21 protein-coding genes are annotated in these 22,290 nt (G+C 65.6%); 13 read left to right on the forward strand and 8 right to left on the reverse strand.

Annotated elements, in window-relative coordinates; all coding sequences use genetic code 11:
* The first annotated feature begins 152 nt into the window (after positions 1 to 152).
* Both sthA and ABDB87_RS13940 read left to right on the forward strand, forming a co-directional pair.
* On the forward strand, positions 153 to 1,541 hold the full coding sequence (sthA, locus tag ABDB87_RS13935) for a Si-specific NAD(P)(+) transhydrogenase (protein WP_345928054.1): 1,389 nt from the start codon (positions 153 to 155) through the stop codon (positions 1,539 to 1,541).
* A gap of 119 nt (positions 1,542 to 1,660) precedes the next feature.
* Complete coding sequence (locus ABDB87_RS13940; protein WP_345928057.1) at positions 1,661 to 2,242, forward strand: tetratricopeptide repeat protein; 582 nt, start codon at positions 1,661 to 1,663, stop codon at positions 2,240 to 2,242.
* A 7-nt stretch (positions 2,243 to 2,249) separates the two neighbouring features.
* Here the strand turns inward: ABDB87_RS13940 and ppk1 are convergent, their stop codons facing one another.
* Positions 2,250 to 4,322: a polyphosphate kinase 1 gene (gene ppk1 / locus ABDB87_RS13945; protein ID WP_345928059.1), complete on the reverse strand. Its 2,073-nt coding sequence runs from the start codon at positions 4,320 to 4,322 to the stop codon at positions 2,250 to 2,252.
* A 189-nt stretch (positions 4,323 to 4,511) separates the two neighbouring features.
* Between ppk1 and ppx the strand changes: the two genes are divergently transcribed.
* The 7 genes from ppx to ABDB87_RS13980 all read left to right on the forward strand — a co-directional run bounded on the left by ppx (position 4,512) and on the right by ABDB87_RS13980 (position 11,226).
* Positions 4,512 to 6,026 (forward strand): exopolyphosphatase, encoded by a 1,515-nt coding sequence (ppx, locus tag ABDB87_RS13950; RefSeq protein ID WP_345928061.1) that lies wholly within the window; start codon positions 4,512 to 4,514, stop codon positions 6,024 to 6,026.
* Between the two features lies 1 nt (position 6,027).
* Positions 6,028 to 7,146, forward strand: a complete 1,119-nt coding sequence (locus ABDB87_RS13955) for an MlaE family ABC transporter permease (protein ID WP_345928063.1) — start codon at positions 6,028 to 6,030, stop codon at positions 7,144 to 7,146.
* Positions 7,143 to 7,904 carry an ABC transporter ATP-binding protein gene (locus ABDB87_RS13960; RefSeq protein ID WP_345928065.1) on the forward strand — a complete coding sequence of 254 codons (762 nt, stop codon included), beginning with the start codon at positions 7,143 to 7,145 and terminating at the stop codon, positions 7,902 to 7,904. The genes ABDB87_RS13955 and ABDB87_RS13960 overlap by 4 nt, the downstream gene beginning before the upstream one ends.
* A 2-nt stretch (positions 7,905 to 7,906) precedes the next feature.
* Positions 7,907 to 8,836, forward strand: coding sequence for an MlaD family protein (locus ABDB87_RS13965; RefSeq protein WP_345928067.1), 930 nt, complete (start codon positions 7,907 to 7,909; stop codon positions 8,834 to 8,836).
* Positions 8,833 to 9,414, forward strand: coding sequence for a hypothetical protein (locus tag ABDB87_RS13970; RefSeq protein WP_345928070.1), 582 nt, complete (start codon positions 8,833 to 8,835; stop codon positions 9,412 to 9,414). Before ABDB87_RS13965 ends, ABDB87_RS13970 begins: the two co-directional genes overlap by 4 nt.
* Positions 9,415 to 9,447: 33 nt before the next feature.
* A complete protein-coding gene (locus ABDB87_RS13975; protein ID WP_345928072.1) occupies positions 9,448 to 10,209 on the forward strand; it encodes a TatD family hydrolase in 762 nt (253 codons plus the stop codon).
* A 126-nt stretch (positions 10,210 to 10,335) separates the two neighbouring features.
* Positions 10,336 to 11,226: a dienelactone hydrolase family protein gene (locus ABDB87_RS13980; protein WP_345928074.1), complete on the forward strand. Its 891-nt coding sequence runs from the start codon at positions 10,336 to 10,338 to the stop codon at positions 11,224 to 11,226.
* 57 nt (positions 11,227 to 11,283) lie between these two features.
* Here the strand turns inward: ABDB87_RS13980 and ABDB87_RS13985 are convergent, their stop codons facing one another.
* Complete coding sequence (locus tag ABDB87_RS13985) at positions 11,284 to 12,510, reverse strand: uracil-xanthine permease family protein (protein ID WP_345928075.1); 1,227 nt, start codon at positions 12,508 to 12,510, stop codon at positions 11,284 to 11,286.
* Positions 12,511 to 12,777: 267 nt separating this feature from the next.
* Between ABDB87_RS13985 and ABDB87_RS13990 the strand changes: the two genes are divergently transcribed.
* Positions 12,778 to 13,941, forward strand: a complete 1,164-nt coding sequence (locus ABDB87_RS13990) for an ROK family protein (RefSeq protein ID WP_345928077.1) — start codon at positions 12,778 to 12,780, stop codon at positions 13,939 to 13,941.
* Between the two features lie 15 nt (positions 13,942 to 13,956).
* On the opposite strand, the gene ABDB87_RS13995 is transcribed toward ABDB87_RS13990, so the two are convergent.
* Positions 13,957 to 14,289, reverse strand: a complete 333-nt coding sequence (locus ABDB87_RS13995) for a DUF3301 domain-containing protein (protein ID WP_345928080.1) — start codon at positions 14,287 to 14,289, stop codon at positions 13,957 to 13,959.
* 167 nt (positions 14,290 to 14,456) lie between these two features.
* Here ABDB87_RS13995 and ABDB87_RS14000 point away from each other — a divergent pair, with 167 nt between their 5' ends.
* A complete protein-coding gene (locus tag ABDB87_RS14000; RefSeq protein ID WP_345928082.1) occupies positions 14,457 to 15,356 on the forward strand; it encodes a hypothetical protein in 900 nt (299 codons plus the stop codon).
* Between the two features lie 18 nt (positions 15,357 to 15,374).
* Here the strand turns inward: ABDB87_RS14000 and ABDB87_RS14005 are convergent, their stop codons facing one another.
* The 5 genes from ABDB87_RS14005 to ABDB87_RS14025 all read right to left on the reverse strand — a co-directional run bounded on the left by ABDB87_RS14005 (position 15,375) and on the right by ABDB87_RS14025 (position 21,149).
* Positions 15,375 to 18,251 carry a PAS domain S-box protein gene (locus ABDB87_RS14005; protein ID WP_345928085.1) on the reverse strand — a complete coding sequence of 959 codons (2,877 nt, stop codon included), beginning with the start codon at positions 18,249 to 18,251 and terminating at the stop codon, positions 15,375 to 15,377.
* Between the two features lie 104 nt (positions 18,252 to 18,355).
* Positions 18,356 to 18,709 (reverse strand): hypothetical protein, encoded by a 354-nt coding sequence (locus ABDB87_RS14010; protein WP_345928087.1) that lies wholly within the window; start codon positions 18,707 to 18,709, stop codon positions 18,356 to 18,358.
* Positions 18,710 to 18,801: 92 nt separating this feature from the next.
* Entirely contained in the window at positions 18,802 to 19,647 is an 846-nt protein-coding gene (locus ABDB87_RS14015) for a 23S rRNA (adenine(2030)-N(6))-methyltransferase RlmJ (RefSeq protein ID WP_345928089.1), read from the reverse strand.
* Positions 19,648 to 19,676: 29 nt separating this feature from the next.
* Positions 19,677 to 20,525 carry a sulfurtransferase gene (locus ABDB87_RS14020; RefSeq protein WP_345928091.1) on the reverse strand — a complete coding sequence of 283 codons (849 nt, stop codon included), beginning with the start codon at positions 20,523 to 20,525 and terminating at the stop codon, positions 19,677 to 19,679.
* A 3-nt stretch (positions 20,526 to 20,528) separates the two neighbouring features.
* Positions 20,529 to 21,149 (reverse strand): YitT family protein, encoded by a 621-nt coding sequence (locus ABDB87_RS14025; RefSeq protein WP_345928092.1) that lies wholly within the window; start codon positions 21,147 to 21,149, stop codon positions 20,529 to 20,531.
* A 96-nt stretch (positions 21,150 to 21,245) separates the two neighbouring features.
* Between ABDB87_RS14025 and ABDB87_RS14030 the strand changes: the two genes are divergently transcribed.
* Positions 21,246 to 21,452 (forward strand): SlyX family protein, encoded by a 207-nt coding sequence (locus tag ABDB87_RS14030; RefSeq protein ID WP_345928094.1) that lies wholly within the window; start codon positions 21,246 to 21,248, stop codon positions 21,450 to 21,452.
* 8 nt (positions 21,453 to 21,460) lie between these two features.
* Positions 21,461 to 22,288: a S1/P1 nuclease gene (locus ABDB87_RS14035; protein ID WP_345928096.1), complete on the forward strand. Its 828-nt coding sequence runs from the start codon at positions 21,461 to 21,463 to the stop codon at positions 22,286 to 22,288.
* Positions 22,289 to 22,290 lie beyond the last annotated feature (2 nt).

Consider the following 22,290-nt stretch of genomic DNA (forward strand, 5'->3'; position numbering starts at 1 on the left):
GGATACGCCGGAGGATGTCCGGCCGGCGCGGGAGGCCGGCGCAGGGCCCGGTGCGGGGCGGAAGCCGGGTCTGCCCTGCTTCCGCTGCAGGCGCAAAGCTTGGATAATCCCGGTACGCAAAAGAACATTACGCCAACAGGATCGGAGAGAACATGCAGGATTACGACGTCATTGTTGTGGGCTCGGGACCGGGGGGCGAAGGTGCGGCGATGAAATGCGCCAAGGCCGGCAAGAAGGTCGCCATGGTCGAGGCCTACGGCATGGTCGGCGGTGGCTGCACACACTGGGGGACGATTCCTTCGAAGGCGCTGAGGCAGGTGATTTCCGGTCTGCGCGAGGTGCGTGACAATCCCCAGTTCCACGATTCTGCCGATCTGACCGTCAGTTTTCCGAAGCTCCTGCGCACCGCGGAAGGCGTGATCCGCCGCCAGGTTTCGATGCGGCAGAATTTCTACGACCGCAACAGCGTCACGGTGATTCATGGCCGCGCGCGTTTTGTTGATCCGCATACGGTCAAGGTCCAGCTCAACAACGGCGGCAGTGAAACCTGCACCGCACGCCAGTTCATCATTGCAACCGGCTCGCGTCCCTACCATCCGCCCGAAATCGATTTCAGCCATCCGCGCATTCACGATTCCGACAGCATCCTTCGCCTGACCGAGTCGCCCGAATCGATCACGATCTACGGTGCCGGCGTGATCGGCTGCGAGTACGCCTCGATCTTCCGCAATCTCGGCTGCAAGGTGAATCTGATCAATACCCGGGACCGCCTGCTGTCCTTCCTGGATGACGAAATCGTTGATGCGCTTGCCTACCACCTGCGCGAGCAGGGCGTGCTGGTGCGGCACAACGAGGAGGCGGCCGGCGTGCACGTGGAGGACAACGGCGTCGTGCTGGAGCTGAAGTCCAACAAGCGCATCAAGACCGACTACCTGCTCTGGGCCAACGGCCGCCAGGGCAATACCGATGACATGGGCTTGGAAGCCCTGGGCATCGAGCCGGACAAGCGTGGCGTGATTGCCGTCAATGAGAACTACCAGACGGTGGTGCCCCACATCTATGCGGTGGGGGATGTGATCGGCTGGCCGAGTCTGGCGTCTGCCGCCTACGACCAGGGCCGGCATGCGGCGGCGCACCTTGTTGACGGCAATTACCGCTCGGAGCTCGCGCGCGACATTCCGACCGGCATCTACACGCTGCCCGAAATCAGCTCGCTGGGCCGCACCGAACGGGAGCTCACCGAAGCCCGTGTGCCCTATGAAGTCGGGCACAGCCTGTTCCGCAGCCTCGCCCGTGCGCAGATCACCGGACAGACGACCGGCATGCTGAAGATCCTGTTTCACCGTGAAACGCTCGAGGTGCTCGGGATTCACTGCTTCGGGGCGCAGGCGTCCGAGATCATCCACATCGGCCAGGCCATCATGCTGCAGCCGGCGCCGCACAACACGATCCGCTATTTCGTGAATACCACCTTCAACTATCCGACCATGGCCGAGGCCTATCGGGTGGCTGCGCTGAACGGGCTCAACCGTCTCTACTGAACGGCTGGCGCAGCCTTGGGGCTGCCCCGCTCAGTGCTAACAGCATCAGGACATGCCCCTCTCCCAGGGGCATTTTTTTTGCTTCATTCTCAGGGTGCAGGACTGACCGGAGGTGAGGCATGAGCCACAGCATCATTCGCGATTTTCTGGAAGCCTGGCTGGCCCGGGCGATCGGGGCGGACCGTCGCGCCGCCGTGCTGTTCGGACGCATTCTGAACGCGCGGCGCTGTGTGGCCTGTGCGCGGCACTATGCAAGGATTGCAGCAACTCACGGCCAGTTCGAACATGCGGAAGAGGCGCTGGCGAGAGCGGCGGGCTGGGCGCCGCGGCATGCTGCGGTGTGGCAGGAGCTGGCGCGGATCCGCGCACGCATGGGCTGGTGGCCGGAGGCTGTCAGCGCCCTCGAAAAGCAGGTGCGCCTGCAGCCGCTCAATGCCGATGCCTGGTTCGAGCTGGCCGATGCGCATATCGCGCTCGGGCAATATGCCTATGCCATTCCCGCCCTGCGCAAGGTGCATGATCTGGTGCCGGCCAGCCCGCGGCCGCTTTACCTGATCGGCATCTGCCAGCATCACTGCGGCAACGAGCGGGGGCTGCGGGATGCGGTGGAGCAGGTCGCCGAGCGGGATCTGCAGCGCGCGACCCAGCTGCTCACGCAGACGGGGCGCTCCGACTGGCGCATCCCTGGCGTGAGCTGCTGAGCTCGCCTCAGCCGCCGAGTTCCTGCAGCAGGATTTCCTGCGCGCTGTGGCGACTGGCGTTGCTGCGTGGCTGCTTCTGGCGATACTTGCCGTCCTGATCCATTTCCCAGGCCTGGCAGTTGTCCGTGAGGTAGGGCTTCAGGCCTTCACGGATGACGCGGCGCTTGAGCTTGGCATCCAGGATCGGGAAGCAGGCTTCGATGCGACGGAAGAAATTGCGGTCCATCCAGTCTGCGCTGGAGAGGTAGATCTTCTCCTCGCCGTCGGCGAGGAAGTAGAAGATCCGCGTGTGCTCCAGGAAGCGGCCCACCACCGAACGCACCCGGATGTTTTCCGACAGCCCGGCAATGCCCGGCTTGAGAGCGCAGGCGCTGCGCACGATCAGGTCGATCTCGACACCGGCTTGCGAGGCCTCATACAGCACCTGGATGGTCTGGGGCTCCATCAGCGCGTTCATCTTGGCGATGATCCGGCCCTTGCGCCCCTGTCTGGCGGCTTCGGCTTCCGCGCGGATCGCCGCAATCACGCTGCTCTGCATCGAGAACGGGGACTGCCAGATGTGGCGGAGCTTTTCCGCATGACCCAGGCCGGTCAGCTGCTTGAAGATCTGGTGCACGTCCTCGCAGATTTCCTCATTGGCGGTCATCAGGCCGAAGTCGGTATAGAAACGCGTGGTGCGCGGGTGGTAGTTGCCGGTGCCGAGGTGAGCATAGCGGCGCAGCAGCGGCTCGCCGTTGCGGTCGTCTTCCCGTCGTACGATCAGCAGCATCTTTGCGTGCGTCTTGTAACCGAACACGCCATACACCACATGCGCGCCGGCGTCTTCAAGCTTCGCCGCCCAGTTGATGTTGGCTTCCTCGTCAAAGCGCGCCATCAGCTCGACGACAACATTCACTTCCTTGCCCTTGCGTGCCGCGCGCAGGAGCTGCTCCATCAGCACGGAGTCGGTGCCGGTGCGATAGACCGTCATCCGGATGGCCACTACCTGCGGGTCGTCTGCCGCATCGCGCAGGAGCTCGATGACCGGCTCGAAACTCTGGAAAGGGTGGTGCAGCAGCACGTCGCGCGAGCGGATTTCGGCAAACAGGTCGGCCCGCTTGTCCAGGCTGCGGGGCAGGGCGGGAATGAACGGCGGGAATTTCAGATCGGGCCGGTCGACCTTGTCCGGCACCATCATCAGCCGGACCAGATTCACGATGCCCGGCACCCGGTAGATCTCGTCGCGCTCGAGGCCGAACTGCTGCTGCAGGAATTCGCACATCTGCGGCGAGCAGTTGTCGGCCACTTCCATCCGCACCGCATTGCCGAAGTTGCGCTGCAGGAGTTCGCCCTGCAGCGTCTTGCGCAGATCCTTGACCTCTTCCTCATCGACGAACAGATCGCTGTTGCGGGTGACGCGGAACTGGTAGCAGCCCAGCACGCTCATGCCGCCGAAGAGCTCGCCCACGAAAGCGTGCAGCACCGAGGAGAGGAAAACGAAGCCGTAGTCGATGCCGGTCAGCTCGCGCGGCAGCCGGATGACGCGGGGCAAGGCGCGCGGCGCCTGCACGATGGCCGCATTCGAACTGCGACCGAAGGCGTCCTTGCCTTCAAGCTCGACGGCAAAGTTCAGGCTCTTGTTGAGCAGGCGGGGGAAGGGGTGCGCCGGGTCGAGTCCGACCGGCGTGACGATCGGCATCACTTCCTTCACGAAGAAGTCGTGGATCCAGGCGCGCTGCTCCTCCGTCCACAGCGAGCGACGCAGGAAGCGGATGTTTTCTTCGGCCAGTCTGGGCAGGATCTTGTCGTTGAGCAGGCTGTACTGCTCGGCAATGATGTCGTGCACCTCGCGGCTGATTTCGCGGTAGTGGGCCTGGGGCGATACGCCGCCGGCCAGCGGTGCGCCCTGGCGCAGCTGCTCCTTGAGGCCGGCGATGCGGATTTCGAAGAACTCGTCGAGGTTGCTCGAAACGATGCACAGATACTTCAGGCGTTCGAGCAGCGGAACCGTTTCATCGCCGGCCTGGGCCAGCACCCTGCGCTGGAAAGCCAGGATGGAGAGTTCCCGGTTGAGCAGGAATTCGGGCGTGGGGGCTGTCATCGAGAGGGTCATGAGTGTGTCGCCGACAGGCGGCGGGCAGGGAATGTTCACGATCTTATTGTGTGACAGATGTATTTCGAATGCATGACAAACGTCATGTGCGGAAGACCGTGCTGCCGCGCACCGGGCTGCGCCGGCCCGGGCCTTTCCGGGCTAGAATCGGACACCGCCTTAGCCTGATTGTTCCCCATGCCGCAGAGTCTCGTGTGTGCCGTTGATCTGGGCTCGAACAGCTTCCGTCTCCAGGTCGGCAAAGTTCGAGGCAACCAGATCTATCCGCTGGACGGCCTGAAGGAAGCCGTTCGCCTCGCCGCAGGACTCGGTTCCGACAAGATGCTCGACGAGGCCGCGCAGCAGCGCGGGCTCGAGGCCCTGCGCCGCTTCAACGAGCGCCTGCGCGGCTTTCGGCCGGAATCGGTGCGGGCCGTGGCCACCAACACGCTGCGCGTGGCGAAGAATGCCGGCGAATTCCTGCGCCGGGCCGAAGAGGCGCTCGGCTTCCCGATCGAGGTCATCGCCGGCCGTGAAGAAGCCCGGCTGATCTATGTGGGCGTGGCACACACTTTGCCCGAGCCTTCCCGGCAGCAGCTGGTTGTCGACATCGGCGGCGGCTCCACCGAGTTCATCATCGGGCGGGATTTCGAGTCGCTGCATCTGGAATCGCTCTACATGGGCTGCGTGAGCTATTCGATGCGCTATTTCCCCGGAGGCCTCATCAGCCGGGCGGCGCTCAACGAGGCGGAGATGGCCGCGGCCTCACAGCTGGAGGCGATTTCCGGCACCTATCGGGCCACCGGCTGGGAGCTGGCAGTGGGCTCCTCGGGCAGCGCCAAGGCGCTGGTTGACGTGCTCGAGCTCAACGGTTTCTGCCGCAGCGGCATCACGCGCGAAGGCATGGCCAAGCTGCGCCAGGTCATGCTCAAGGCCGGCCATATCGACCGGCTCGATCTGCAGGGTTTGCGGTCAGACCGCACGCCGGTTTTCATCGGAGGCTTCGCGATCATGTCAGCGGTGTTCAAGGCTCTGGATATCGACCAGATGGTGTTCTCCGAGGGCGCGCTGCGTCTGGGCGTGCTCTACGACCTGCTCGGTCGCTATCACCGGCAGGATCTGCGTGACGCGACCGTGCTCAACTTCATGCAGCGCTATCAGGTCGACGCCGTGCAGGCGCGTCGGGTTGCCGACACGGCGCTGCAGCTGCTCGAGCCCTTCCTCGGCAGTCTGCCGGCTGAAGTGGCGCTCAGCGAGCGGCGTTTCCTCGAGTGGGCCGCGCTCCTGCATGAAGTCGGCATGTCGATCGCGCACTCGAGCTATCACAAGCATTCCGCCTACATCCTGGGGAACGCCGACATGCCGGGTTTCTCTCGCATGGAGCAGGGCCGTCTGGCGCGTCTGGCGCTTGCCCAGCGCGGTAAGCTCGAGCGCGTCCAGGGCCTGGAGGCGAACAGCCCGGACTGGCTGCTGATCCTGTGTCTGCGCACCGCGGCGATCCTGCACCGCTCGCGTCTGTCGCTGGAAGCCCTGCCGCTGCAGATCGAGATCGATCGCGACGGCGGCTATCTGGCCAATGTGCGTCATGAGTGGCAGCAGACCTTCCCGCTGAGCGCGGCGGCGCTGCAGGACGAAGTCCAGCAATGGCTGCGCGCCGGTCGCAGTTTCCGCATCAAGACGCTGCGCAAGCCGACGGTCCGCAGCGGAGCCTGAATTGACGACGCATGCGCATTCGGCGCCGCATTTCCGCCATGAAGGGGAGCGCTGCCAGCTCAGTGGCGACTGGACGCTGACCGCACTGCGCAGCCGTCTGCTCTTTCTGCGGACCCAGCTGCGCATGAGCCGGGGCGCGCCGCACTGGGATCTGGGCGGCATCAGCCGCATCGACAGTTTCGGCGCCTTGCTGCTGTGGCGGACCTGGGGGCTCACCGAGCCCGAAACGCTGATCATGCCGCCGCATCTGCAGGCGGCCTTCGACCGCATCCGGCCGGTTGCGGCGCTGAAGCCGCCGCGGCCACGGCGTGTGCGCTTTGCCTTCATCGAGCGTGTGGGGCGGCGCGTGCTGCGCGAGGCGGAAGGCCTGCTGGAGTTCGCCAGCATGCTGGGCTCGGTGATGATCGAAACGGCACGGCTGCTCGTCGAACCCCGTTCCATTCCGCTGCGCGAGTTTTCGGCGGCGCTCTACAAGACCGGCATGCAGGCGATGCCGGTGTCGGCCCTGGTCGGTTTCCTGATCGGCATCGTGCTGTCCTATCTTTCCGCGATGCAGTTGCAGAACTTCGGCGCCGAGGCCTTCATCATCAACATTCTGGGCGTCGGCATCATCCGCGAGCTGGGCCCGGTGCTGGTTTCCATTCTGGTGGCCGGCCGCTCGGGCTCGGCCATCACCGCGCAGCTGGGCGTGATGCGGGTGACCGAGGAGCTCGACGCGCTGGCCGCCATCGGCGTCTCCGCGCATCAGCGCCTGATCCTGCCGCGCGTGCTGGCACTGGCCGTCGCCATGCCGCTGCTGGTGGTGTGGACCTCGGCTTCCGCGCTGGCGGGCGGCATGCTCGCTGCGCAGCTGCAGCTCGAAATCGACTGGCGCTTCTTTCTCGGCTCGCTTCCGCATGTGGTGCCGGTCCAGAATCTCTACATCGGTCTGAGCAAGGGCTGCGTGTTCGGGGTCGCGATTGCGCTGATTGCCTGCCATTTCGGGCTGCGGATCAAGCCCAATACCGAGAGTCTGGCCCGCAAGACCACCACTTCGGTGGTCACCGCGATCACCGCGGTCCTGCTGCTCGATTCTGTTTTCGCCATGCTGACGCGCGGCATCGGGTTGCCGGTCAGATGAGCGCGCCGCTGATCGAACTCGAAGGCATCGCCACCCGCCTCGGTGGGCATTGGGTCCATCGCGAGGTCAATCTTTCGGTGGCCCGGGGTGACCTGCTGGCGCTGGTCGGCGGCTCCGGCGCGGGCAAAACCACGCTGCTGCGCCAGATGATCGGCCTCATGCGTCCCACCCACGGCGAAGTCCGCCTGTTTGGCGAGCCCCATCACCGCGGCAGGCGTCGCGAGCGTTTCGCGCGGCTGCGACGCATGGGCGTGCTGTTCCAGCATGGCGCGCTGTTCTCCGCGCTGTCGGTGTATGACAACGTCGCGTTTCCGCTGCGCGAGGCCGGCGGCCTGAGCGAAGAGGAAATCCGCGCACTGGTGCACGCCAAGCTCAACCAGGTCGAGCTCGAAGCCCGCCACGCGCTGCTGATGCCGGCCGAGCTCTCCGGCGGCATGGTCAAGCGTGCGGCGCTGGCCCGTGCGCTGGCGCTGGAGCCCGAGCTGCTCCTGCTTGATGAGCCGACTGCCGGGCTCGATCCGGACCGCAGCGCGGGCTTTGTCCGCCTGATCCGCCAGCTGCATGCGGAGCTGGGGCTCACGATGGTGTTCGTGACCCATGATCTCGACACGCTCCAGGCGCTGGCGACCCGCGTCGCCGTGCTGGCCGAACACCGTATACTGGCCGAAGGGACGCTGGATCAGATCCGGGCCGTGGATCATCCCTTCATCCAGAAATTCTTCCGTTACCACGCCGCCGTGGATGAGACTGCAGACTGAGCATGGAAAACCGCGCCTACCCGCTTTTCGTCGGACTCTTCACCCTGGTGCTGGGCAGTGCGCTGGTTGCGTGTCTGTGGTGGTTTTCCGGCGGCGCGCAAGACACCACCCGTTACCTGATCATCTCTTCGGGCTCGGTCAGCGGGCTCAATCCGCAGGCGGCGGTGCGCTATCGCGGCGTGCGGGTGGGCAAGGTGATCGATGTGGATCTGCGTGACACGCGCGAGGTCTACATCCAGATCCGGGTGGATTCCGACATTCCGGTGACCCAGGGCACGCGTGCGCGCATCGGCGTGCAGGGGCTGACGGGTCAGGGCTTTGTCATGCTTGATGACGACGGCCGCGACGGCGCACCACCGAAACGCCTGCCCGGCAGCGGCATCCCGATGATCGCGATGGAAGAGGGGCCGGCAGGCATGGGCGCAGCCGAGGGCGCGCAGGCGCTCATCGGCCGGCTGCAGCGCACGACCGAGCGCATCGACCGCCTGCTGAGCGACGAGAACATCGATCGCCTCGACAAGACCCTGCAGCATCTGGCGACCAGCTCGGCCAATCTGGAAAAGGCGCTCGAGCAGAGCGCTGCGCTCGCGCAGGACATGCGGCGCTTTGCCTCGCCTGAAAATGCCGAGCGCCTCGCCGGCACGCTCGAGAGCGTGCGCGCGATGAGCAGCAAGCTCTCGCCTGCGGTGGACGAGTTCCGTACCGCCGTGGCCCGCGTCAATGCCGCCGGCACCCGCATCGACAAGCTCGGGGGCGACGTACAGGCGAGCCTGACTGCCGACACGCTGCCGCGCATGAACCAGCTCCTGCTCGAGCTGCAGACCAACACCCAGCAACTCTCCAGAGTGCTCGACGAAGTCGAGCGCTCCCCGCAACTGCTCCTGCTCGGCAAGCAACAGCAGGCGCCCGGCCCCGGCGAGACACGACCGTGAAGATCCGAACCCTCTGTGCCGCGCTGGCACTGCTCGCAGGTGCGGCCTGCGGGCTGGTGCCGCAAAAGGGCCATCAACTTGTCCAGCATGATCTGGGCGGCGGTTTCCGCGCCCTGGCGCAGAAGCCCCTGCCGCTGCGCTCGGTGTCGGTCTCGGCCACGCCGCTCATGGCCGGGCTCAACATGAATTACCGCGACGCGAGCCAGCCCACCACGCGCGGCGCCTATGCCTTCAACCGCTGGGCCGCGCCGCCGGCGAACCTGCTTGACCAGGCCTTCAACCGCGTCCTGCCGCAGGACGCTTCCGGCCGTTGCCGGCTGAACTTCCTGCTCTCCGACCTGCTGCTCGAAATCGACGAGGCCGGCTCGGGCAGCGTCCTCCTGGCGGGCTCGCTGCGGCTGTCGCTGGATGGCAAGACTTCCATTTACCGGCGCATCGTCGACATCCGCGTGCCGGTCGATCCGGTCGAGCCGGAGGCCCTGGCCCTGGGCGGGCGCAAGGCGCTGATCCAGCTCGGCGAGCTGACTTCGAACTGGATCAGCGGCCAAATCGACACCTTCTGCCGCGCGCCCGACTGAGCGTCGCAGCCTGACCGGCACGGGCGTTCGACCATGCTCATCGACACCCACATCCATCTGGATGCCGCCGAGTTCGATGCGGACCGCGAGGCCGTCGTGCGCGCTGCGCAGGCATCGGGCGTTGCTCGCTTCGTGATCCCTGCCGTTGAGCGGGCCAATTTCGGGCAGGTGGAAGCGCTGGCTGCCGGGCTGCCGGGCAGCGTCTGCGCCTTCGGGATTCATCCGCTGTTCGTGTCGCGTGCCAGCGAGCGTGACCTCGATGCGCTGCGCACCTGCCTGCAGCGTGGCGTGGCCATCGCCGTCGGCGAAATCGGGCTGGACGGCTACGAGCCGGACGCGGATCCGGTGCGCAGCGAATGGTTCTTCGCCGAGCAGCTGAAGCTCGCGCGCGCATTCGATCTGCCCGTCATCCTGCATGTAAGGCGGGCGCAGGACCGGGTGCTCAAGTACCTGCGCCGGCATCCGGTGCGCGGCGGCATCGCTCATGCGTTCAACGGCAGCCTGCAGCAGGCTGAAACCTTCATTGCACTGGGCTTCCGGCTGGGCTTCGGCGGCGCGATGACCTATTCGGGCTCGAGCCGGATCCGGGCCCTTGCCGCCACGCTGCCGATCGAATCCATCGTGCTGGAAACCGACGCCCCCGACATTCCGCCCGCCTGGCTGCCGGGCGGACGCAACACGCCTGACAACCTGCCGCGCTTTGCCGCCTGCCTGGCGGAGCTGCGCGGCGTGACGCCCGAAAGCATCGCCTTGCAGACCAGCCGCAATGCCTGTGCGGCACTCGGTCTGTCCTGACAATCGCTTACATAGCCCGAACGGACTTGAAACTCCGGGCGCCCCGGGTTATCCAAGGGGGCAGCGTCGTCCGGAGAGACGACCGCAAGCGTCGCGTTTCCAACCGCATCCACGAGAGGATTTCCCATGAGTCAGAAACAGGCTGCAGCCTCCGTCATCAGCCCCGAAGTCATCGCGCTGTATGACGAATACACCCATGCGCCGCTGCCGCGCCGGGTCTTCATGAAGCGCCTCACCGCGATCACCGGCAGCACGGTGGCCGCCAGTGCGGTCTTGCCCCTGCTGGAAAACAACTATGCGCAGGCCGCCGTTCTGGCTCCGGATGACGCGCGGGTCAGCACGGCGAAGCTGAGCTTTCCTTCGTCCGAGGGCTCGATCAATGCCTATCTTGCGAAGCCGGCGAAGGCTTCCGGCAAACTGCCGGCGGTGATCGTGATTCATGAGAACCGCGGTCTCAATCCGCATATCGAAGACATCTCGCGCCGGCTTGCGCTGGCCGGCTTCCTGGCGCTGGGGGTTGATTATCTGAGTGGTATGGGCGGTACGCCGGCGGATGAAGACAAGGCGCGCGACATGATCGCCAGGCTCGAGCGGAGCACGATCGAGAGCATCTCGCTCGCGGCGCTCGCCTACCTGAAGAAGCATGAGGCTTCGACCGGCAAGGTCGGCGTGGTGGGATTCTGCTGGGGCGGGGCAGCGGTGAACCAGCTGGCCGTGCTGGCGCCGGATCTTGATGCCGGCGTGGCCTTCTACGGCATGCAGCCGAAACCCGAGGACGCAGCGCGCATCAAGGCTCCGCTGCAACTGCATTACGCAGGGCTGGATGAACGCATCAATGCCGGCATCCCGGCCTATGACGCTGCGCTCAAGGCGGCCGGGGTGGCACACGAAATCTTCGTCTACGAGGGCGCGAACCACGCCTTCAACAACGACACCAATGCCGCACGTTATGACGCTGCTGCGGCCACGCTCGCCTGGCAGCGGACGGAAGCCTTCCTGAAACAGAAACTTGCCTGAGCGCCCATGAAAAAGGCGCATCCCCCGATGCGCCTTTTCCGTGGAGCCGGGCAGTTCTCAGTCCTGTCTGGCCTTGGGCAGCGCCAGATTCAGCACGATGGCCACCACGCCGCACAGGCTCACGCCCTGCAGCACGAAGCTGCCGATGTTCACGCTGAAGGCACCGATGCCCAGCACCAGCACCGTGGATACGATGATCAGGTTACGCGGCTGGTCGAGGTCGGTACGCGCACCGATCAGCGTCTTGAGGCCGATGGCGGCGATCGAGCCGAAGAGCAGGATCATGATGCCGCCCATGACCGGGGCAGGAATCGATTGCAGCACGGCGTTGAACTTGCCGACGAAGGCCAGCGCGATCGCGAAGACTGCGGCCCAGGTCATGATTACCGGGTTGAAGTTGCGGGTCAGCGTCAGCGCGCCGGTCACTTCGGCATAGGTCGTGATGGGTGGGCCGCCGACCAGGCCGGCGAAGGCGACGCCAAGGCCGTCACCGGCCAGCGTGCGGTGCAGACCCGGGGTCTTGGTGTAGTCCTTGCCGGTCAGGCCACCGACGGCGATCACGTTGCCGACGTGTTCGATGGCCGGAGCGAGGGCAACCGGCAGCATGAAGAGCACGGCGGAGAGGTTGAACTCGGGCGTCACGAAATGCGGCACGGCAAACCAGGGTGCTTCGGCAACCTTCGAGAAGTCGACGTAGCCCAGAATCGCGGCCAGCACATAACCGACGACGACACCGACCAGGATCGGAATCAGGCGCAGGAAGCGGCGCGAGAAAATCGATACCAGCACGGTCGTGAAGAGCGAAACCGAAGCCAGCAGCAGCGCGGGGCCGTAACCGATCGGATTGTCCTTGCCCATGGCCATGTTGACCGCCACGCCCGAGAGCGAGAGGCCGATCACCATGATGATCGGGCCGATGACGACCGGTGGCATGAACTTGTGCACCACTTCCGCACCATGACGCGCAACGAGCCCGGCGAAGATGAAGTACATGATGCTCACGCAGGCCAGCGCACCCATGGTGGCCGACATGCCCCAGTGCTGCACCGAGTAGATGATCGGTGCGATGAACGCGAAGGAAGAGCCCAGGAAAATCGGTACCTGACGGCGCGTGAGCGCCTGGAACAGCAGGGTGCCGACTCCTGCGCCGAGCAGGGCCATGGCCGGGTTCAGCCCGGTCAGCAGCGGCACCAGTACCAAGGCGCCGAAGGCGACAAAAAGGATCTGGGCGCCGGAAATGGCCTGTCGCCAGACCGGCCCGTTCTGGACGTTCGTTTCATGCATTTCTTGTATTCTCCTTTTGTCTGTGGGCGATCCGCCAGGTTCGCGGTCTTCCGCCGGGGCGGAGACTACTACGACCAACCGCTGGTCATGGCAGGTTTCGTCAACTGCCCGATGCGGCACGCCAGTGCCTGTTGCCCCGATGCAAACGCGCCGGATGCGGCGTGTGCCCGCTTGCGGGCAGATAATCGGACCGGAGGGGGCGCAGAGTGTGAAACAATTTCGCGCGCATGACAGCGAAATCAATATAAGAACGGGGAGTGGATAAGCATGGCTATCACAGGAGACCAGCGTTTGCTCAAGCGGATCAACCGCATGGCAATGGTGCGTCTTGTCAGGGCGCGGCCGGGGCTCTCCCGCGCCGACCTGGCCGCGGAGACGGGGCTGACAAAATCCACCGTCAGCCTGCTCGTGCAGGAACTCATTGACGAGGGCTGGCTGCGTGAGGAAAACGTGCTCATCACCGGCGCCATCGGCCGGCGACCCACGCCCCTGAAGCTGGACGGGCAGCGTCTGGGCCTCATCGGCGCAGAGCTCGAGGTGGGTGGCCTGATCGTGCTGGGCATGTCGCTGGACGGCAAGGTGCTTCATGAGTCCCGTCACCCCCTGAAAGGCGACGAAGCCCCTGCCGACGTCATGGTCAGGATGGCCGGCATGATTGCCGACATGGCCCGGCAGTTGCGCGAGCACGGCCGGGGACTGCTGGGCATCGGCGTGGCCTTGCCGGGCGCGGTGCTCGAGAGCGAAGGCATCCTCATGACGGCCCCCAATCTGGGCTGGCGCAAGGTGCCGGTTCGAGCCGATCTGGCGCGCGAGCTCGAGATTCTCGGTCTGAGCGAAGTACCCCTGTTCGTTCGCAATGACTGCGATGTGGCGGCGCTGGGCGAAATCGAGTTCTCGCCCGGAAAGTCCGGCGACCCGCTGGTCTTCATCGGGCTTGGCGTGGGCGTGGGGGCGGGCGTGGTCGTGGGTCAGCGCCTCCTGGTCGGGCAGCGCGGTTTTGCCGGCGAGATCGGCCACCTTCAGCTTCAGCACGACGGCCCGGCCTGCAGCTGCGGCCGCCGCGGCTGCGCGGAAGCCTATTTCGGTCTGAACGCGATCGCGGCCAGTCTGGGTTGCAGTCCGCGCGAGGTTTTCGAGCGGGCCCATCGCGCCGAGCCGGCCGCCGTCAAGGCGCTGCAGGCGGCCGGGCAACGCCTCGGCATGCTGATGCACAACCTCTGGACGACGCTGGATCCGGCTCTCATCGTGCTCGGCGGCTCCGGCTGCGAGCTCGGCCCGGCTTTCCTCAATGCCGCCGAGCGCAGTTTCGAAGCGCTGGCACAGTCTTCAGGCATCGACATGCCCGAGATCCGCCGCGCGCGCTATGGTGCCCATGCCGTGCCGGCCGGTGCTGCGGCCCTGGTGCTGCACAAGCTCCTGCTGCCGATCTGAGCCGCCCGCAGCGGCTTACTGAATCAGTGTCAGGTGCGGCCGGGGAGGCGTCCGGCCGGTCTGCAGCAGGACGATTTCCCGGCCCAGAATCACTACCAGGCCGGGCTGGCGATCATCTCCCGTTTCGCTGTACTCGAAGCCGAAACTGCGCTGCAGGGCGAGGTGCCCCCGCTCGGTGCGCATCAGGCGCAGTCCGCGCTGCGCCACCGTATCGTCCAGAAACTGCAGGGATTCCCGCTGGCAGGCCGTCCTGGCGGCGGCGACGGCGACTTCGCGTGCGCTGGCACTGTCTTGCCAGAACCAGCCGATGGCGGCGATGAAGGCCAGCAGGATGAGGCTTTCCAGCATGCAGGGATTCCCGGATCGTGGTGAAGGAGGCAGGCCGGAGTGTAACGTCCGGCTGTTCGTGAAGGGGAGGGCGCGGCAAAATTGGCAGCAATGCAACGGTATCGATTGCCCAGCATGTAAAACGCAGTACAGTGAAACCCGCAGCCCCTTCAGTTGAAACAAGAAACATGAGTGACTCCATCCCTTGTGGCACCAAGCAGGTCATCGACGGCGTCGAGCGGATCTACTACTACGGTTACTGGATCAAGACCTACGAAGCGCCGGAAAACACGCTGGATGCCAAGAAGCGCCTGATCGAGGCGCTGACACGCCGCCTGTTCAACCACGTCGAGCACGGCATCAACATTCCCGGCCGTCGCCTGGGTGAGGCGCGGGCGGCCTACGAGGCGGAAGCCGATCCGGAAATGAAGCGGGTCAAGGGCGCCATGCTGGCCGGTGCGCTGTTCAACCGCGCCACCGACATCTTCACCAAGCTCGTGGATCTGCAGGCGGTCGGTGTCGAGATCGCGACCGACAACGCACTGATGCGCGAGTGCGGCCGTTGTCTGCAGGAAGCCCTGCAACTGGGGCGCACCGTTTTGCATCGCAGCGGTGAAGAAGGGATCGACGAGCTGTGGGGGGAACCCTTCAAGGCCTTCTCGATTCCGGTGGAAGCTTTCTACGAGAGCCGCTACAACAAGATCGCGCTGGCCATGCGTGACATCGACACCATCAGCAAGGCGCTGGCCGATACCTTTGAGGGGCGCAGCATCTTCGCGGGCATTGCCGGTCTGGTCGAGCGCTACGCGGCGAGCGCGCGCGTGAAGTGCGAGGTACTGCGGACCGACAAGGGCATCTTTGATGTCTGGGCGAGCTTCGCGGTGGCCGGCGAGCGTCTCTACAACTTCGAACCCAGCATGCCTGCCGACACCACCGAGCACATGGTGCGCGAGTGCGAGCATGGCTTGCGCCTGATCCGCCAGGCGCGCGACCTGATTTCGGACATCACCCGGGCGCGCGTGTCCATGCCCAAGAGCACGGCCGAATTCGAAGCGCGTTGCAGGGTGTTCGCGAACCGCTACGCCTGATTGCGGGGCTTGCCGCCGTCAGAGCGGCAGCAGCAGTGTGAAGAGTGCGCCGCCTTCCGGATGGTTGGCGGCGCTGATTTCGCCGCCATGATCTCGAATGATGCGCTGGCTGATGGCCAGACCGAGGCCCGAGCCCCCCGAGCGGGGCTGGCTGCCCTGTTCGAAGGCGTCGAAGATGATCCGCAGGTCTTCCGGCGGAATGCCCGGCCCCATGTCACGGATGCTCAGCCCGGCGGCCGGCTTGCCGTTGCCGAGCGAGCCGTCGGTCAGCAGCTGGATGTCGATGCGGCCACCTTCCGGACTGAAACGGATCGCGTTCGACAGCAGGTTGATCAGCACCTGGGTGAGCCGGGCCTGGTCGTAGCGCAAGCTCAGCCCGGTTTCCGCAGACAGCAGTCTGATCTCGATGCCGCGGGCGGTGGTGAGTGAAGACACCTCGTTGATCGCAGCCTGAACGGTGGCCTGCAGCGAATGCACGCTGCTGTCATAGGTCATGCGGTCGGCATCCAGACGCGAGAGGTCCAGCAGATCGTTGAGCAGCGTCAGCAGGCGGTTGCCGGCTTTCTGGATGTGTTCGAAGTAGCGTTCGAAGTCTGCCGCGGCGCCGTCCCGGACCTTGAGCAGGCCCATTTCGGAGAAGGACAGGATCGCGTGCATGGGCGTGCGCAGCTCATGCGACATGTTCGCGAGAAAACTGCTTTTGGCCTGGCTGGCAGCTTCGGCGGCCTCCTTGGCGTCGAGCAGGCTGCTGGCAATCTGCTTCTGGCGGGAGATGTCGGCGAAGAACGCGAAGCGGTAGGCAACGGTACCGTACTCGTCGGGAATCACGCCGTAGCTGACCTGGAAGGGATGGCGCTCACCGCTGCGCACCGGCAGCGTGACTTCCTGCTGGCTGGCGGCGGGTACGGTTTCGTCCAAGGGCGGGAAGAGCAGCTGGCCCTGGGCTTCGCCCCAGATCGATTCCGGCGTCTGCCCGATCAGCATGCTGCGGTGCAGCCCCACCTGCAGCGAGAGCGCCTGATTGACGTCCACGAAGCGGCGCTCGCGGTCGATCAGCGCGAAGCTGTCGGTCATGGCGTCGAGTACCGAGCGCTTGAGCTGCTCCGACTGACGCAGGCTCTGCGCGGCAGCCCGCTGTGCGCTGACATCCTCGATGATGATGACCACGCCACGCTCCGGATCGTCCGTAATCAGCGCCCGCGCGAAGAGCACCGCCCAGAAGATCGAGCCGTCACGGCGGCGCAGCTCGGCCTCGCCACGGAAGGTGCCGCCCCGCTGCAGCCCGGCCTGAACCTGCCCGGCGACGAGCTCGCGGGCTTCCACTGATGGAAAGAGCGTCGATTCCGGCAGTTGCTGCAAGGCTTCACGGGAGTAGCCGAAGAGTGTTTCGAAGGCCGGATTGATCTGCTGGATGTGCGAACCGATCACCAGCGCGATGGCCAGCGGATTGGCATCGAGCATGGCGCGGACTTCGGCTGTCCGCTCGGCAACGAGCTCCTGCAGGTGGTCCCGGTGCTGGCGCAACTCCTGCTGCGAGGCCTTGCGCTCGCTGATGTCCCGCGCGGTGACGCAGTAGTAGGTTTCGGCCTCGTTGGCGATTCGCGCGATCGTGAGTTCGACCGGCACATGCCGGCCGGCGGCGTCATGCAGACAGGTCTCGATGCCGCCCGCAGCGGGTTTGTCGCCCAGCAGGGTTTCAAGGCCGGTCCAGGCCAGTTCGGGCGCGTCGAAAATCTCGCGCAGGTTCAGCGTGACCAGATCCGCAAAGCTGCGTCCGCTGGCCTTCGAGACCTGGCGATTGGCATAGCGGAGCTGACCGCTGTTGGTGCACCAGAGCACCATGTCCGGCGACTCGTCGACCGCGAACTGGGTCAGGCGCAGTCGCGATTCCGACGCATCCACCCGGTCGATCTGCCGCAGCAGCAGGTAGAGCATCAGGCTCAGCATCAGCAGCACCAGCGTGGCGGTGGCGATCCGCAGACGGGTGTCGGTCTTGAAGCGCATCAGCACGGTGTCGGAATCCAGGCTCACTCGCACGATCAGCGGCACATCGCCCTGATTGACCAGTTGCGCCACGAAACGGTCGCCCGAGGTCGGGGAATGCTCGCGGAAGAAGGCGCTCGTGGCCTGGCCGCTGAAGAGTGGTCCCTGGCCGGCGCTCATCACGTTCTGACCCAGGCGCGAGATGTCGAGCGGGAAGTTGATCAGCAGCAGGCCGTCGTTGCGCATCACCTGGACGGAGGTGCCGGTATCCAGATTGAGGGATTCGTAGAAGCCGAGGTAGTAGGCCGGATCGACGCCGGAGAGCATCACGCCGCCGAAGGAGCCGTCCGGATTCTTCAGCCGCATGGTGAGCGGGATCAGCCATTTGTAATCGGTGCGACTGATGACGGGTTCGCCCACACGCAGCTGCGTGGTGTCATGGTCGCGGTGATATTCGAAATACCCGCGGTCGGAGAGATCCACCTGGCGGGTCGGGTATTCCAGTCCGTGCGCCCGCAGGATGCCCTGGGCATTGATCGCGATGATCGCGCGGATCTGGGGGGTGAGCTCGACCTTGGCCTTGAGGCGCTCATGCGCCCATTTCTCGTCGAGCCTGTCGAGGCCGCCGTCCTTCACCAGGTTTTCGGCGACGTTCTCCATCGCCTGCTCGACCGAGACGAAGGAGCGGGTGGCGTGTTCGTTGAGCGAGCGTGCCAGCGCCATGGCCTGGCGCTCCGTGCCGCGGAGCGTGTCGCGGTAGTCTGCGTAACTGAGCCACACCACCGCAAGCAGCGCGATGGCAATCGTGATGGCATAGAACACGAGAACGCCCACCCGCAGCTTGCGGAGCAGGGGGCGGGTGTCCGGGCCGGAGCTGCCGTCGAAAAAGTGTTCGAACCAGTGGTGATGCATCTCGGATGTGGCGCTTCAGCCGCGTGGTCTCGTCATGAAAGGGGCATGCGCCCCGGAGGGCGTCCATTCCGGAGCCGTTCAGGCCCGGAATGGACGCTGCTGTCTTACTTGACGGCGTCGCTGCTGCATTTCTTGACGAAGCTCGTTCGGGCAGCCCCGGCGAGTTTCTTTTCGTCAGCCTTCGCTTCGCAGGCCGCACCGGCAGAGCCTGCCTTGGCGTCTGCTTCGCACTTCTTGAGGAAGCTGTTCTTCGCTGCGCCGGCGAGCTTCTTCTCGGCTGCGGCACTTTCGCAGGGCGAGGTGGCTGCGCCGCGACCATCCGCTTCGCATTTCTTCACGAAGCTGTTCTTGGCGGCGCCGGCGAGTTTCTTGTCGGCAGCCTGCTCCTCGCAGGTCGCGGCCATGGCCAGGTTGGCGGCAAAGAGCGAAGCAAGGCAGACGATCAGGGTTTTACGCATGGTGATACTCCTTCGAAGAAGAAAGCCGGGATGACAGGCGCTCAGATTCTAGTCTCAAGTGCCGGCAGCCGGCGTGCCGCCGCTCGCCCGGATCAGACCGATTCATGCTCCAGGATGAAGCTGCCGCCGCTCTCTTCCGCCAGCGCGCCGACCAGCCAGGGCAGGGTGGTCGAGAGCATGCCGGCGAGCGTCCAGGGCGGATTGATGATGAACATGCCGCTGCCGAACATGCCCGCAAACTCCTTGCCCGGCGTGCGGACGACCAGGCCCGCATGAAGCCAGTTCTTCACGCCGAGCTGCTTGAGGCGTGCCGGCAGCTGGCGGGATTCCGGCTTGGCCAGCATGGGGTACCAGATGGCATACATGCCGGTCGGGAAACGCTGCAATGCATCCTTCATGACCTCGATCAGGCGGCCGTAGTCCTCGCGCAGCTCGTAGGAGGGGTCGATCAGCGTCAGCCCGCGGCGCGAGGGTGGTGGCAGCAGCGCCTTGAGATTCGCGAAGCCGTCGTCGGCGTACACCATCGTCTGCTTGCCCTGCTGGCCGAAGCAGCTGTCGAGCGTGCGGAAATCCGTGCTGTGCAGCTCGAAGAGGCGCAGCCTGTCCTGCTCGCGCAGCGCCCGCGCTTCAAGCCAGGGCGAGCCGGGGTAGGCCTGGAGCACGCCCTCGCCATTGAGCGCGCGGACTTCCTCGACATACTCGGCCAGCATCGGCGGCAGGTCACTGCGCGCCCACAGGCGACCAATGCCCTCGCGGAATTCGCCGAGCTTGGTCGCATGCTCCGAGTCGAGCGCGTAGAGCCCCGCGCCGGAGTGGGTGTCGACCACCTGGAAGGCCTTGTCCTTCTGAGCCAGATACTTCAGCAGCTGGATCAGGATGCTGTGCTTGAGGACATCGGCATGATTGCCGGCATGGTAGGAATGACGATAGCTGAGCATGAAGAGGGATCAGTTGGCTGGCGGTAGTGTCAGGCGCCGGTTGCGACCGGGTGCGCCGGGTCGGCACACCATTCGCTCCACGAGCCGGGATAGAGACGCGCGCCCGGCAGACCGGCAATTTCCAGCGCCAGGAGGTTGTGGCAGGCGGTAATGCCTGAGCCGCACTGGGCGACGACCGACTCGACCGGCGTATCGTCGAGCAGCGTTTCGAACTCGGCACGCAGCTGGTCGGCTGGCTTGAAATGTCCATCGGGGCCGAGATTGTCCCTGAAAAACCGGTTCAGCGCGCCGGGAATGTGGCCGCCGACCGGATCCAGCGTCTCGTTTTCGCCGCGGAAGCGATCCGGCGAACGGGCGTCGACGACCTGCAAGGGGCCGCCGGCGAGGTTGGCCAGCAGATCCGCTGCGCTCACCGCACCGACCAGCGAAGGCTGGATCAGCACCGGGCTGGCCGCTCGCGGCTTCGCCGCCCCCGCTTCCACCGGCAGGCCGGCCGCCAGCCAGGCGGGCAGGCCGCCATCGAGTACCGCCACACCGGCGTGACCGATCCAGCGCAGCATCCACCACAGACGCACGGCCGTCATGCCGCCCTGCGCGTCATACACCACGACCTGGGTCTGCGGCGTCAGCCCCAGTTCGCCCATGCGTGCGGCGAAGGCTTCGCGCCCCGGCAGGGGGTGGCGCCCGTTGCGGCCGGTAGTCGGGGCGGAGAGGTCATCGTCGATATGCAGGAACTGCGCGCCGGGAATGTGGCCGGCGGCAAAGGCCCTGCGGCCGAAGGCCGGGTCCGAGAGTTCGTGCCGCACATCGATGACGAGCCAGCGCGGATCTTCGAGATGCCTGGCGAGCAGTGCGGTGGAAACGATTGTGGAATGCATGCTTCAGATTCCCATGTAGCGGCCGGGGCGGTGATTGACCGCGATGACCAGATTCAGGGCGACGGCGCCCAGGACGGAGAGCAGGACGTGCCAGGCATCCACCACGAAAAAAGAGGCCAGCACGATGGCGCAGTCTGCGCCCATCTGGAACTTGCCGGCGCGGATGCCATAGCGCTCCTGCAGAAAGATCGCGAGAACACCCAGACCACCCAGGCTGGCCTTGTGGCGGATCAGGATCAGCAGGCTGATGCCGGCGAGCAGCCCAGCCATGATCGCCGCGAAAATGACATCCAGATGATCGAGGCTGAGCAGGCGCGGCAGCAGTTCGCTGTAGACCGAGAGCAGGGCCACGGCCGCAAAGGTCTTGAAGGTGAAGGGCCAGCCCAGCGCGCGCACCGCGAAGACATAGAAGGGCAGATTGATGGCAAAGAAAAGCACGCCGAAGCGCCAGCCGCTCAGGTAGTGGAACAGGAAGGCCAGCCCGGCCGTGCCGCCGGTGAGCAGACCCGCCTGACGGAAGAACATCACCGCAAGGGCCATGAAGAGCGGGGCGACGAGCAGGGCCTGGACGTCTTCGAGCAGGCTGTGGGCGAGGTCCGGGGGCGTGGCGGCAGAGGCGGTCATGAGTGTCGTGCGGGCAGGGGGAGGAGAGCGTCAAGGCGGGCCGGGCCCGCTGCGCGGCGTACAATCCGCGTTCCCCGAATCATAGTGCCACTCATCATGGAAGACCGCATCGTCAATCTCGAAAGCAAGCTCTGCCTCGCCGAGGATCTGCTGGACGAGCTCAACCGTACGGTCTGGCGCCAGCAGGAGCAGATCGACCAGCTCCAGGCACAGATCCGCGTGCTCTACCAGCAACTGCAGGGCGCAGGCAGCGCGGCTGCAGAGAAGCGCGACCTGCGCGAAGAAATCCCGCCGCATTATTGAGCCCCATCATGCGCGCCGCCCGCGTCATTTCCTGTCTGCTGCTTTTGCTTCCGCTTTCGGCCGGCGCCTGGAATGCGGCGGGCCACGCCGCGGTGGCTGCCATCGCGACGCCGCTGCTTACGCCGCAGGCCGCCGCGCAGGTGCGCCAGCTGCTGGCGGACGATCTTGACCGGCATGGCCGGCCCTCGCGCCGCACGCAGCTCGTCGAGATCGCATCCTGGGCTGACGAGATCCGGGACGAGGCCGTCAAGACCGATCCCGCCGCGTTCCGGGGCTGGCACGTGCGGCGCAACCCGGTCTGCAGCGAAGCGCTTGGCGCCTGTCCCGACGGCCATTGCGTCGACCAGCTCCTCATCAGCCAGACCGCGATCCTGGCCGACCGCACGCAGTCGCCCCGCGCGCGCAACGAAGCGCTCAAGTGGGTGGTGCATCTGCTGGGGGACCTGCACATGCCGCTGCATGCCGGCGTGAACAGCAACGGCGGCAACGCGCGGGTCGAGCTGGCTGGCTATGCCAGGCCGGGGCGACTCAGCCTGCATGAAGCCTGGGATGGCCCGCTGCTCGATGCCGCGCTGGCGGGCTGGGAGCGCGTACCGGGCGCAGCCGCGCCGGTGCCGCTCACGCCTGACGCACCGACGCAATGGATGCGCGAGACGCGCGCCCTCGCGCTCGAAGCGGTCTATCGACCCCTGCCAGGGTTTGCATGCGAAGCCCGGCTGGCCGAGCCCATCAGGCTGGATCAGGCGTATCGCGAAGCCAGTGTGGCCGTCATCCGGCAGCAGCTCGAGCGGGCAGGGCAACGCCTGGCTGCGGTGCTCAACCAGAGCCTGCGCTGAAG

The sequence above is a fragment of the Uliginosibacterium paludis genome (assembly GCF_039631355.1).
Lineage (GTDB): Bacteria > Pseudomonadota > Gammaproteobacteria > Burkholderiales > Rhodocyclaceae > Uliginosibacterium > Uliginosibacterium paludis.

Bases quoted from the DNA above. Each gene is read 5' to 3' on its own strand.
- ABDB87_RS13980 (WP_345928074.1), top strand. From the start codon at position 10,336: ATGAGTCAGAAACAGGCTGCAGCCTCCGTCATCAGCCCCGAAGTCATC.
- ABDB87_RS14020 (WP_345928091.1), bottom strand. From the start codon at position 20,525: ATGCATTCCACAATCGTTTCCACCGCACTGCTCGCCAGGCATCTCGAA.
- ABDB87_RS14015 (WP_345928089.1), bottom strand. From the start codon at position 19,647: ATGCTCAGCTATCGTCATTCCTACCATGCCGGCAATCATGCCGATGTC.
- ppk1 (WP_345928059.1), bottom strand. From the start codon at position 4,322: ATGACAGCCCCCACGCCCGAATTCCTGCTCAACCGGGAACTCTCCATC.
- ABDB87_RS13965 (WP_345928067.1), top strand. From the start codon at position 7,907: ATGGAAAACCGCGCCTACCCGCTTTTCGTCGGACTCTTCACCCTGGTG.
- ABDB87_RS14010 (WP_345928087.1), bottom strand. From the start codon at position 18,709: ATGCGTAAAACCCTGATCGTCTGCCTTGCTTCGCTCTTTGCCGCCAAC.
- ABDB87_RS14030 (WP_345928094.1), top strand. From the start codon at position 21,246: ATGGAAGACCGCATCGTCAATCTCGAAAGCAAGCTCTGCCTCGCCGAG.
- ABDB87_RS14035 (WP_345928096.1), top strand. From the start codon at position 21,461: ATGCGCGCCGCCCGCGTCATTTCCTGTCTGCTGCTTTTGCTTCCGCTT.
- ABDB87_RS13990 (WP_345928077.1), top strand. From the start codon at position 12,778: ATGGCTATCACAGGAGACCAGCGTTTGCTCAAGCGGATCAACCGCATG.
- ABDB87_RS13960 (WP_345928065.1), top strand. From the start codon at position 7,143: ATGAGCGCGCCGCTGATCGAACTCGAAGGCATCGCCACCCGCCTCGGT.
- ABDB87_RS13975 (WP_345928072.1), top strand. From the start codon at position 9,448: ATGCTCATCGACACCCACATCCATCTGGATGCCGCCGAGTTCGATGCG.
- ABDB87_RS13940 (WP_345928057.1), top strand. From the start codon at position 1,661: ATGAGCCACAGCATCATTCGCGATTTTCTGGAAGCCTGGCTGGCCCGG.
- ABDB87_RS14005 (WP_345928085.1), bottom strand. From the start codon at position 18,251: ATGCATCACCACTGGTTCGAACACTTTTTCGACGGCAGCTCCGGCCCG.
- ABDB87_RS14000 (WP_345928082.1), top strand. From the start codon at position 14,457: ATGAGTGACTCCATCCCTTGTGGCACCAAGCAGGTCATCGACGGCGTC.
- ABDB87_RS13985 (WP_345928075.1), bottom strand. From the start codon at position 12,510: ATGCATGAAACGAACGTCCAGAACGGGCCGGTCTGGCGACAGGCCATT.
- ABDB87_RS13995 (WP_345928080.1), bottom strand. From the start codon at position 14,289: ATGCTGGAAAGCCTCATCCTGCTGGCCTTCATCGCCGCCATCGGCTGG.
- sthA (WP_345928054.1), top strand. From the start codon at position 153: ATGCAGGATTACGACGTCATTGTTGTGGGCTCGGGACCGGGGGGCGAA.
- ABDB87_RS14025 (WP_345928092.1), bottom strand. From the start codon at position 21,149: ATGACCGCCTCTGCCGCCACGCCCCCGGACCTCGCCCACAGCCTGCTC.
- ppx (WP_345928061.1), top strand. From the start codon at position 4,512: ATGCCGCAGAGTCTCGTGTGTGCCGTTGATCTGGGCTCGAACAGCTTC.